Annotated in this window: 8 protein-coding genes and 1 pseudogene; 3 read left to right on the top strand and 6 right to left on the bottom strand. The window is 43.5% G+C overall.

The window, feature by feature from the left end; translation table 11 throughout:
- Nucleotides 1–217: 217 nt before the first annotated feature.
- On the bottom strand, nucleotides 218–1513 hold the full coding sequence (locus K08M4_RS05955; RefSeq protein WP_086049187.1) for a GGDEF domain-containing protein: 1296 nt from the start codon (nucleotides 1511–1513) through the stop codon (nucleotides 218–220).
- A 304-nt stretch (nucleotides 1514–1817) separates the two neighbouring features.
- Between K08M4_RS05955 and K08M4_RS05950 the strand changes: the two genes are divergently transcribed.
- A complete protein-coding gene (locus tag K08M4_RS05950; RefSeq protein ID WP_086049186.1) occupies nucleotides 1818–2642 on the top strand; it encodes a DUF2797 domain-containing protein in 825 nt (274 codons plus the stop codon).
- A gap of 177 nt (nucleotides 2643–2819) precedes the next feature.
- Here the strand turns inward: K08M4_RS05950 and K08M4_RS05945 are convergent, their stop codons facing one another.
- Nucleotides 2820–4043 (bottom strand): sensor domain-containing diguanylate cyclase, encoded by a 1224-nt coding sequence (locus K08M4_RS05945; protein WP_086050390.1) that lies wholly within the window; start codon nucleotides 4041–4043, stop codon nucleotides 2820–2822.
- 401 nt (nucleotides 4044–4444) lie between these two features.
- On the bottom strand, nucleotides 4445–5329 hold the full coding sequence (locus K08M4_RS05940) for a LysR family transcriptional regulator (RefSeq protein ID WP_086049185.1): 885 nt from the start codon (nucleotides 5327–5329) through the stop codon (nucleotides 4445–4447).
- Between the two features lie 233 nt (nucleotides 5330–5562).
- Here K08M4_RS05940 and K08M4_RS05935 point away from each other — a divergent pair, with 233 nt between their 5' ends.
- Entirely contained in the window at nucleotides 5563–6234 is a 672-nt protein-coding gene (locus K08M4_RS05935; RefSeq protein ID WP_086049184.1) for a type 1 glutamine amidotransferase domain-containing protein, read from the top strand.
- 175 nt (nucleotides 6235–6409) lie between these two features.
- On the opposite strand, the gene K08M4_RS05930 is transcribed toward K08M4_RS05935, so the two are convergent.
- The 3 genes and pseudogenes from K08M4_RS05930 to K08M4_RS05920 all read right to left on the bottom strand — a co-directional run bounded on the left by K08M4_RS05930 (nucleotide 6410) and on the right by K08M4_RS05920 (nucleotide 10736).
- Nucleotides 6410–7645, bottom strand: coding sequence for a cysteine desulfurase-like protein (locus tag K08M4_RS05930; protein WP_086049183.1), 1236 nt, complete (start codon nucleotides 7643–7645; stop codon nucleotides 6410–6412).
- On the bottom strand, nucleotides 7629–8285 hold the full coding sequence (locus K08M4_RS05925) for a 2OG-Fe dioxygenase family protein (RefSeq protein WP_086049182.1): 657 nt from the start codon (nucleotides 8283–8285) through the stop codon (nucleotides 7629–7631). The genes K08M4_RS05930 and K08M4_RS05925 overlap by 17 nt, the downstream gene beginning before the upstream one ends.
- A 783-nt stretch (nucleotides 8286–9068) precedes the next feature.
- A pseudogene (locus K08M4_RS05920) lies at nucleotides 9069–10736 on the bottom strand (GGDEF domain-containing protein).
- A gap of 529 nt (nucleotides 10737–11265) precedes the next feature.
- Here K08M4_RS05920 and trxB point away from each other — a divergent pair.
- Nucleotides 11266–12225, top strand: coding sequence for a thioredoxin-disulfide reductase (trxB, locus tag K08M4_RS05915; RefSeq protein WP_050052961.1), 960 nt, complete (start codon nucleotides 11266–11268; stop codon nucleotides 12223–12225).
- Nucleotides 12226–12313: the final 88 nt, after the last annotated feature.

Here is a 12313-nt window from a genome sequence, read left to right as displayed (position 1 = left end):
ACAAAAATGCCCGCTCTGCTAACAAGATCAGTTTAACTAGCAAGATCAGTTTAACTAACAAAACCAGCTAAACGGGCATCTAGAAACAAGAAACGCTTTTCCCTTTTGGTGGCCCCGCGCCACCTTTTTTGTTTTGGCTATTGGGATAAGAACCATAAAAACGCCACACGTCACATGTGCGCGTGTGGCTTATAAGCTAATCAAAACAATTTTCAGGTTAGTGGCTCAAGACCACCTGATTACGCCCTGAATGCTTCGCTTGATATAAGGCTTCATCAGCGCGGGCAATGGTCTCTGTCACCCGCTCTTGCTTCATCTCGGCAATGCCGATACTGCAAGTGAGTGGATCGCCATGAACCCAAAGGTGTTGGCTGACCAACAGTCGTATTTTCTCAGCCTTTCTCTGTGCTTCACCAGCCTCAGTCTCCGGGCAAAAAACAATGAACTCTTCACCGCCCCAGCGCACCAATTTATCTGTCGCGCTGATCGAACTGCCGACCACCATGCTGAATTCTCGTAAAATATGATCACCCATTTGGTGTCCGTATTTATCGTTGACGCTCTTGAAGTAGTCGATATCGAGATACAACATACTCAACTTTCCATGCCCCTGCTTTACCTGCTGAGACTGCATTTTTAGCCAATCACGAATCGCGTGTCGGTTGAGTATCCCAGTCAGTTCATCACGATGAGCCTTTTCTGAAAACTCAAAGTTTTGCTCTCTCAGTGCTCGATTGACGTTCTTTAAGTGATGATGTCTTTTCTCTGCAAGCACCATACGTTTTCTTGAGCGGTGTAATTCTGAAAGCAGGAACACAGTGCCGGTACCCACCCAGATAAACAGCAAGATCAGGAACAGGCTTTCAGCCGAAATATACGAACCCTCAAACTCAATACTTCGAATAATTATCCGATGGTGACCTAATTTAGCACCAGAAGCAGTAGCAAACTCAACCATGTTCACATTTGAAAACTCAGGGGCTGAATGCTCTAACGCAATCTCGTTATCCGCTAACCACCACGTCATGACTTGCAAGTTTTTGATCGGGATCTCGATCACGCCACCATCGATTCCTGGAGAGAACTCCATCCCGTTGTACTTGTGTGTGTACTCATCATCTGGAACCGAATAAGCAGGATTATAATTACGCAGGTAAGTTCGCAAACGACCGCTAGAATCGGCCTCCGCATGGTAATCAATATTGACTCTAAAGGTGTGGTACTGCGAAAGGTCAAGGCCAGTGGTAATGTCTGGGTTGATACGAATCGATAGGCCGCAATAAGGCCACGGATACTCAGATTCTTTAAGCTCACAGTCGAGAATATACTGGCCATTTTGATAAGATAATTGGGACGTACTGACGCCCCTATCCACCTGATCGCTGGTCGCAATAAATTCATATTTATCAGGCGTAATTGCCGTTATCACACGATTTCCGCTCACACGGTAATACTGGACAATCGCCAGCGTCGTGATAACTAAAAAGATGACTATTTTATGGATCCACTTCACGTCTAAGCTTCCGGCTTAAGGTCCCTATAGTTGGGATTTCACGATAGAAAATAAGTTAGGTAAATTAGTGATCTTAATGCCAATAATTTACTAAAAAACGTTATATCACGCCTGAACAAAATGTCATACCATAATTTTGAGCGAGCGTTTACTCATCAATTATCCATCGCAATAATCAAGTAATATTGCGTATAAAAACGGACTCTATTTGTTATACTCATCGCATAATCATCGTTAACCGTAGCGCCTGCTTACAGAGCGTCCGAGTCGACGAAATAATAATCAAAATACAACGAGTAATGTCATGTCTTTATTAGCAAAAGGAACACTCAAGAAAATGAGTGCTTCGCTTGATGGTGCGGTTACCTACCGTTTACCTGTCGGTGAAGAGTTTGTAGAGCTAAACCCTCTGATTGGTAAAACCATCAACCTCACTCACACCGGTAATATTTTTTGCTGCTCGTGTGGTAAGAAAACCAAGAAAAGCTACTCTCAAGGCCACTGCTTTGTGTGCATGAGAAAGCTAGCAAGCTGCGACATGTGCATCATGAAGCCAGAAACTTGCCACTACGATGAAGGCACGTGTCGTGAACCTGAATGGGGCGAAGCGAACTGCATGGTTGATCACTTCGTTTACCTATCGAACACATCAAGCCTAAAAGTGGGTATCACTCGTCACACTCAAATTCCTACTCGTTGGATTGACCAAGGTGCCACTCAAGGCCTGCCGATCTTGAAGGTAAAAACACGTCAGATTTCTGGCCTGATTGAAGTTGAGTTAGCAAAACACATTGCCGACAAAACCAACTGGCGCACGTTGCTAAAAGGCGACGGTGACGATATGGAGTTGGTAGAAAAAGCCAAAGAACTATTGCCACTAGTAGAAGATAAGATTCAAGAGATCAGAGCGAAGTTTGGCGACGATGCAATCGAGATTCTTAGTGAGAACATCACTTCACTCAGCTACCCAGTTGAGCAACACCCGGTGAAGATTGTTTCTCATAACTTAGACAAGAACCCTGAAGTATCTGGCGTGCTGCAAGGTATCAAAGGCCAATACCTTATCTTGGATACTGGTGTGATTAACATCCGTAAATTTGGCTCTTACGAAGTAGAAGTTTCTGCTTAGTAAGCCAACGGCTTTGATGAGCTAAAACTAAAATGCCCTCAGCAATTGCTTGAGGGCATTTTTGTATCATGACCAAACATTATAACGGGGTTACACCCTAGTTAGCTTTGTTTTTTATGCTTCTAAATTGATTGGGTGTGCTAAATTGATCGAGTTTACTCAATAGATTGAAGTCGTCTAGTGCGGTAATGCTTGGCTTATATCGCTGACAAACAATTCTCCGCACACGCAGTTCTTTCCATTCGCTTTGGCTCGATATAACGATTGGTCTGTGAGGTTGACGAGTGCATCGATGGACACTTTCCCTTCGCAAGATCGACTATCACTCACTCCGATACTCACACTCACATTAAAACGAATCTGTTCGCCCACTTTGAACTCGACCTGATTAAATTGCTGTCGGATCTGATCAGAAACTTCTCGCGAAACGTTAGGTGACGCATTGGGAATAAAGAGAATAAACTCTTCTCCACCCCAGCGGCCTGCCACACCACCCACGCTCTCAACATTACGTTTAGTAATGTTAGCCAATGCGCAAATAACCTCATCGCCCACCATATGGCCGTAAGTATCATTGATCGATTTGAAGTCATCGATATCAAGCAGCATACTGACGACATGAGTATCAGAGGCAATATGTTCCCTTAACCACTCATAAATCGCTCTGCGATTGAGTAAGTCAGTCATTTCATCGTAATTCGCTTGATGAACCAATTGCTTTTCCAACATCACCTTTGGAGTCACATCTTCGAGCACAACCTGAACGGCCGGCTGACCTTGCCAAGTAATCGCATTATCGTAAATATTGAAGAATCGATGAATGCCATCGAACCCAATGTTTTCAACCACAGTGCTGGTTCCCGACAATTCACCCGACACGATCGCTTGATAGTGCTTACTGATGCCATCCGTATTCTGCTTTGGCACCAATGTAAGGATAGAGTCCAGCTTTAAAACTTCTTCTATGGAAGAACCACCTTGCATTTTAACCCACGATTGATTGACCATCAGCGGTTTGAACTCTCGGTGAACCAAGATGCCCTGCCCTGATTGCATGATCATATCGTGATACATCTTATCTTGTTCACGCACCGCATTTTGTAGCTGGATCGCAGGGGAAAGGTCGATCACCGTGACTTGCAGTGCAGGCCGACCTTGCCACTCTGTCACATGGTCAATAGAGAACACTGTGAACTCTCGACCATTGCGATCAACATTAACATAGGTGTGGACCTGCGGATCGCGTTGACCACTGATCGTTTCAAGGTAATTTTGATAGGCTAAAACATGGTATTCTTCTGAGATTAGATCTAGGAAGCTATCTATATTAGTAAGTAGTTCTTCGGGTGATTGGTATCCATAGATGCGAGCATAATTAGCGTCAACACTAACTACATTCATATCTTGAATAGTTATTACACCGTACGTGGATTCGAAATTTATTGAAGACATTGCCAACTCCGCACTCTCGCTATACTCCACAAACTGGAGCATAACAACACATCCTGCCAACGCTTCCACACAATCTTTCACGCGTTAGGGGCATTAATATGGTATCTAGTATATCGTACTGCTACAGGCTTCTCTACAATTCTATCGCTAACACGAGTCACTAAAAGTAGACAAGTATCTCAATCCTATTACTCGCGTCAAAAAACAAAAAAAGATAACGTATATCTATGTAAGCATTAGCTTTTCTGTTTTCCGCTTTCAAATAGGTAGCTAGCGCTAATCACAACTCTTTTCAAATCCGTTCATTATTCACTTCTATCTTGTTGGCTGTTAGCTTGAAACCTTGTCGGTTATTCATTCCAATCCGAAAAGTAAGCGACTAGGAAGTCGATCGCTAACCGTGCTCTCTGGGGTAAAAAACGGCGGTTTTGATATACGACCCAACTGCTGGTTCCTGCTCCCCAATACTCTTCTAATACTGGCACCAGTTTTCCATTGGCAAGACCTCCGTTGAAGCTGCTTTTGGGAAGATAAACAATGCCAAGCCCTTCTTCACAAGCTTTCAGTACCGCACTCGAATTATTGCTTTTCCAACGCCCATGTACGCGCACCGCGTTTAACGGTTTTCCATCTTTCTCAAACAGCCACTGATCACTGTTGGCAATAATACAACTGTGCAGCTTCAACTGCTCTGGCTGGGTTGGAGAACCAAATTGATCGATGTAATCCTGACTCGCGGCCGCTGCCATCGGACGATCCACCAGCTTCCTTGCCACCAAACCAGAATCATCGAGTCGACCATAACGAATCGCGAAATCGATACCATCTTCGATGAAGTTAACCATGTTGGTATTGAAGTTCATTTCGATGGTGAGATCAGGGTGGTCTTTGGCAAATTCCATCAGCGCTGCTGCGACATGATTCTCGGCAAACGCACCCGCCGCACTCACACGCAACGTACCGCTAAGCTGAGCTTGTTGAGATGTGACTTGTTCATTCGCCTGTTGCAGTCCGATAACCAGATCTTTGCATTGCTGATAATAGGTATGCCCAGACTCGGTCAAACTCACCATACGTGTTGAACGCGCCAGCAACGCCACGCCCACTCTCTCTTCTAACCTTGAGACTTGGCGGCTTACATGACTGGTACTGCAACCCAGCTGTTTTGCTGCTGCAGAAAAGCCGTGACATTCGGCTACCGCAACAAACTCATTAATCCCTTCAAAGCTATCCATACTTCACCTGTTAACGTCTAACGAATTCACATTCGACTAATTCACATCTGACTATTGCTATATAGCAATAATGTTTTGCCTATTCGGCATATTATCACTCAAATGGTTTACTACTAGTATTACAGGTAACGAAGCAGCGGTATCTCTATTAAAAACACTGATGTCTGTCTTAAAAACGCGGATGACTAAACAACGACGCTGAAACCAAACAAACGTGCTCAAAGGAACGAATCATGAAAAAAATACTAATACCTGTAACTAACCACGCAACATTAGGCGATACAGACCAAGCGAACGGTACTTACGCTCCAGAACTGACTCATGCACTGAAAGAGATTATTGCTGCGGGTTTTGAGTACGACATCGCGTCTATCAAGGGTGGTAAAGGTCCACTGTATGGAACCGATATTGAAGGTGATTCAGTAAACGCAGAGATCTTAGCTGACGATGACTTCCAGAACCGTATTAACAACACGATTCCTGTAAGCCAAGTAAACGTAGAAAGCTACAATGCCATCTTCTACCCAGGTGGATTCGGCCTACTTTCTGACCTAGCAACCGACGAGCAATTCGCAACGATTGCAGCTAAGCATTATGAAGATGGTGGTGTGATCGCATCAGTATGTCACGGCCCAGCAGCACTGCTTCCGATTGTTCTAAGCAATGGCGAGAAGCTATTGAGCTCTAAATCGGTGACTGGTTTTACACGTGAAGAAGAAATCGATTTTGGCACCATCAACGACATCCCATTCCTATTGGAAGAGTCTCTTGCTCGCAGCGCAGCGCGTTTCAACAAGGTTCAACCTTGGCAAGAGCTTGTGATTGTTGATGATCGAGTGATTACTGGCCAAAACCCAACCAGCGCGCACGCTGTAGGTGCAACTCTGGTTAAGCACCTGTCTTAGTTAAATCAAGGGCTTATTCGAATAACTGACGTTGATCAAATAAGCTCAATCAAATAAAAAGAGCATGCTTCCTACTCAATACTCTTGAGAGAAGCATGCTCTTTTTTCGATCTAAAGGCACAAACAGCAAAGGCAAGTGACTTCTTATTAATTACTTCTTGCTAATGGCTTCTCGCTAGTTACTTCGCAAGATCCCTTCAAGCACATTGAACAGCAAGTCGATCTCTTCAATCGAGTTGTAATGCATACAACCAATACGCACCACGCCCTGCTCTTCAATACCCAACTGTTTCACCAAACCTAATGCGTAGAAATGTCCATTCCACACACAGATATTATGCTCACCCAACTTCTTAGCGATGAACTCTGGAGAATGGTCATCAAAGGTAATCGCAAAGGTTGGGGTTCTTAGGTTCGAATCAAACTCGGTTTTCCCGTAGAGCTTTGCTCCTTCAAGATCGGATAAGCGCTTAAGGAAATACTCACTGAGTTGGCTTTCATGCTTATTATACAGCGCGTAACTTTGCTCTAAACGAGAACGCAATGAATCGGCTGGAACACCTAACTGCGCCAAGTAATCTACCGCCGCAATCACACCGGCAAGGCCTTCAAAGCTTTGCGTACCTGTCTCAAATCGACCTGGTCCGATATTGGTTGCAGGCTCAACCTTGTAAGGCTTTAACGTATGCAGCCATTGAGGAGCAACATAAGCAATGCCCACATGTGGGCCGAAGAACTTATACGCTGAACACGCTAAGAAATCACAATTCAGCTGCTGAACATCAATCAAATGATGCGGTGCGTAATGAACGGCATCGACATAAACCTGCGCACCATGCTGATGTGCAAGCTCGATAACTTTCGCCATATCGACAATCGAGCCAGTGGTGTTCGAAGCAAACGTCACCGCGACCAGCTTGGTTTTCTCGTTAAGGAGCGATTCAAAATGCGCCATATCCAAACTGCAATCCGACTCGTCTACGCGAACTTGGCGAACGATCGCGCCTTTGTCGTCTGCCGCTTGCTGCCAGCTCGATACATTTGAGTAATGGTCTAACGCCGTGACGATAACTTCATCGCCCTCTTTCCAATCGCGGCTGATCGCTCGGCTCAATTGGAAGGTCAGAGATGTCATGTTCGCGCCGAACACAACGTTGCCAGAAGACTCCGCATTAAGCAGTGCTTGCGCCGCTTCTCGCGCTTGCTGCATTAAGCTTGTGGTCTTTTGGCTAGAAAAATAGTGGCCGCCTAGGTTTGAATTGAAATGCCCTAGGTATTCGGTCATTGAAGCTAAAACATTCTCAGGCACCTGAGATCCACCTGGACCATCAAAAAAGGTCACAGGCTTGCCGTTATGATATTGGCCTAAAGCACTAAACTGTTGGCGTACATCATTAAGAGTGAAGGACATTGCGCGCATCCTTAGCCGTTAGAACAAACACATCCATATAGCCCATCTCATCGTGGTCTATGGTACGAATCGGTTGTGCATTGTGCCAAAGCTTACTGTCTGCCAACATCGCAACCTCGCCATCGCCGAGCACCTTTCTAAAGAATGGCGCTTCATGTGAGTCTTGATACAGCATGATTTCGCCACCCACAATGTTGTGTCGGTTCACACCGATTAAAGCGATATGGTCAAAACCGTCTTGGTGCACACCTTCTGGAGCAACCTGAGTTTCTTCAAAAATTGCGGCAATACGGATTTGATGGATTTCGATTTCTTGCCCGTCTTCAAGTCCGTTAGTTTCAATAAACAGTTCACACATTTCTTGCATGCCTTCACTGCTTAGAATATTAGCTTCAATCGGCTCGAACTGGCGAACAACGTCACCTTGAAAGTGATTAATGTTTTCAGACTGAACAAAGTTATGTTTGTCTTGCTCAACGACTTGTCCATTACTGAATTGAACCACCGAGTACCTTCTCAATCGAAACTGGCCATCTGCATGCTCTGTGCTTGGTAGCTTAGAGAATGATGGTGACAACTCCTTAACTGCATGGTTACTGAGGTGGGTAATATGTAGGGTATTTTCGTGAGCATGTAACATCATCTACTCCTTAATGATTGTTAATTAACTTTCGATATTTAACGTTTTATTTACATAAAGGATACTTGAAGATCTTGCCAAATCAACATTAAACAATCATTTATCCCGTCAGATTTAATAATTCAGACACTAAATCCAATATAGAAATAAAAAGCAGTGTATAACACCAGAACAAAAGGTGACCAACTCTTGAAACTAGCACACTCCACTAGCCAGTTATAAATACCTACAATTTGAACAATAACGATATTATTAACTAGAAAGACAAGTTTCATATTGTGTCGGCCCTTTCACTTCAATACGCCAGCCTTCTTGCATGAACTCAGGCACCACGCTCTCCATCATTCATTTCTATGCTTTTGCACAATGAAATACGACCTACCTATCAGTTGCCAAGCTATTGATTATTTACACAACAATCTGAAATTGGTTGATTTATGAACAAGCCAGAAACCAAACGCCTTTGCTTGCGCGTCTGGAACAGGTCGAGTTCGGGGGGAACTCGGCCGCCCTCAAATAGAGTGCTTTCTAATAAAACCTACAATTATAAATGATGCGTTTATTTGGAATATGATGGTCTGCCTTTATGTCCTAACTTAGAATTCGTTAAAAATAGGCGACTATAATGATTGGGAATGTTCTACACAAAACAGATGAGAGGGTAAGCAAGCTTGAAAGGTTGGTTGCTAAAAGAGCCACCTTTGGTGACATTTACACCAAAAATCAAAACGAAAATAAGTTAACTAGACTTAAAACGATTCACTTAGAAAATAGGGAATTTAGCTAACACTCAATTTCACTGGACTGATTTTTAAAACCGTTCTTCGAGCGCTTCTGCTGGTACATTCGCTGGTCAGCTAAGCTCAAACACTCAGAAAAATTGACACATTCAAAACTAGATGCGCTTCCAAAACTGAGGCCAGACTGAGGCCAATCAGCACTGCGAATTTGCTCTTCCACCTGAGTCACTCTAAGCTCAATCTGAGAATAGAGAGCCTCAACTTGTTTCTCTTTATCCACTTTCAACAACCAGATAAATTCGTCGCCACCAGCTCGATAAACCATTCCAAGATCTGTAAATTTTTCTCACATCATGCGGCTGGTGTATTCTAAAAAGCGATCCCCTTCATCATGACCATAAGTATCATTAATCGATTTAAGGCCATCACAATCGATGAAGACGATACAATAGGAATGATGTACTAATTGTTTACTCGCATCATTAAAATCCAGCCGGTTTCCAAGCCCCGTTAAACTATCCACCCTCGACTGGATATAGGTTTTCTGATGTTGATGTTGTTGAATCCGCAACCATTCAGTCAGTGACAATAAAATGCAGGTACAATCTATCGCTAATGCAACAACAACGATGACTTCTGTCGATCTCTGAGTCGGCAATGGTGCAAAATGCGCAAAAATGTAATATACCAAAGCCGTGCCATAACAAAGACCACCGATCAAATAATATTTAGCGACAAAGTTTCGTTGATAAACCATCAATACGCCAGTCACTATCATTGTCGGCACCCAGATTGCCGCAATCAAATGGGACATAAAAAAAGTCAACGAAAACGGGGCAAAGACATTAATAAACCCGATAATGACACACAGCCAACTAAAGGCCTGAAAGGTAAGATTAATACGAATAAAATGCTGCGGAAATCCAAACAATAATCTTGTGTAATAGCAAGAAAAAGCAACCGCAAACGGAAACAATACCATTCCAAAATAAACTGGGTTCCAGCTTTGGCTTGGTAATAAGTACCCCCAAGCGCCTGAAGCGGCGAACCATCCCAGGCCATGTAGCCCAACATAACCAGCACAAGCCAGTGTGACTGGATGTTTAGTTTGAAAGTAACAAAAAAGAGCGAAAACTCCCAACGTTAGCATGACAGTAATAGAAGCTAATGTGAGCGTATTGTTGCGGAAAACGTGAATATAAAATGGATATTCAGGTTGAAGAGTGAAGTTAACTGCCTTTGGAAATTTCTTTGCTTCCAAGTAGAGCCAAAGTGTTCCAGATTCCTCCGCATTCAATATTAACGGGAAGCTTTGCCTATGCAGATGCAAGATACTCTTGTTACTTAATTGGCCAAAATCAAGTATTCGCCTTACTTGACCATTTGTTGATTGCCAGTAACCCCAACCTTGATCCAAATAGTTTGCACGGAGTGTAACTATTTGTTGTGACGACTTGATATCGGAGTTGGCCAAATCAACTCTCAACCCAAACGCCCCTTCACCACCAAATATCGTTTCAATCCTTGGAGAGGATTCAATGTGTTTTTTTAATATGGGAAAATCGACTGGATCAGATAACAAAGGCATTTCATACCATCTTACAGCTTCATTAGCTAACACAGATTGTTCCCCGCTGACCTGCAGCGGAGAAGCAAAAACCGAATTCAGGCACACAATAAACACATTGATAAAAAGGATTAGAATCTGCATAGAGTTCAAATAATTCCGCGCAATATATAAATGTCAATAATAACACATACAAAAAAATAACAACTGAGAAACACTCAACAGTTCAAGTATTAACCAACATTACACCTGTTTGTAATCATGCCGTTCATACTAAAAGTGCGTCTTGTGGTCGCTTATCTGCACGCTAATTTTGATGAGTTCTTACAGCGTCTTTTAACGCAAACTTTTTAAAATAAAACATAGGATTCAGGTTCTCTTGTTTTTCTACTCATCAATGTATACGCAAAAAAGTAAATACTGCTATAGAAACACCATGATCAAGAAGACCCTAAAAGTGAGCAATATGCATAGCTGTTTGCAAGAGCACTTTCCTTGACTTATCGCTATTGATCTAAGACACAGGATTACAAGACCATCATTTAGTTCGGTTATGTTCTAACGTATAACGATTAATTACACTTCAGCCCTTGTTTACACTTTTATTGCCTCCATATTTTCCATACAATCCTAAGCGATTATAAATAAAAACAATTTCAATTTCGGAGTCCTCATGAGCGACGTAAAGCACTGTAATTTATTGATTCTTGGTTCTGGCCCTGCTGGCTATACAGCTGCAGTTTACGCTGCTCGTGCAAACCTAAACCCAGTACTGGTTACCGGTATGCAGCAAGGTGGTCAGCTTACAACCACTACAGAAGTGGAAAACTGGCCGGGTGATGCTGAAGGTTTAACGGGTCCAGCACTAATGGATCGCATGAAAGAGCACGCAGAGCGCTTTGAAACAGAGATCCTGTTCGACCACATTAACGAAGTCGATCTATCAAACCGCCCTTTCCGTCTTAAAGGCGATTCTGGTGAGTACACATGTGATGCATTGATCATCTCAACGGGCGCATCAGCTAAGTACTTAGGTTTAGAGTCTGAAGAAGCATTCAAAGGCCGTGGCGTTTCTGCTTGTGCAACGTGTGATGGTTTCTTCTACCGCAACCAGAAAGTAGCGGTTGTTGGTGGTGGTAACACCGCTGTTGAAGAAGCACTTTACCTATCTAACATCGCATCTGAAGTTCACCTTGTTCACCGCCGTGACACGTTCCGCGCTGAAAAAATCCTAGTGAAACGTTTAATGGACAAAGTAGAGAACGGCAACATTGTTCTTCACACTGACCGCACGCTAGACGAAGTTCTAGGCGACGACATGGGCGTAACCGGCGTTCGTATTAAAGATACTCAGTCTGATAAGACAGAAGACATCGAAGTAATGGGCGCATTCATTGCTATCGGTCACCAACCAAACACTGAAATCTTCAAAGGCCAAGTGGACATGAAAGATGATTACATCATTGTTCAGTCTGGTCTTGAAGGTAACGCGACACAAACCAGCATCCCAGGTGTGTTCGCTGCAGGTGATGTAATGGACCACAACTACCGCCAAGCAATCACTTCTGCTGGCACAGGTTGTATGGCTGCACTGGATGCTGAACGCTTCCTAGATGGCCTTAACGATAAGTAAATCTGAGATTGCAGATTTGATTATCGGTGCTCTCGCCTCAGTAGATGCAGGGCGTCATCACATTTTGTTGTAAATCCCTAGAGCCCAG

Origin of the sequence: Vibrio syngnathi (assembly GCF_002119525.1) — a bacterium.
Taxonomy (GTDB): Bacteria; Pseudomonadota; Gammaproteobacteria; order Enterobacterales; family Vibrionaceae; genus Vibrio; species Vibrio syngnathi.
This window is presented reverse-complemented; position numbering and strand designations above follow the sequence as displayed.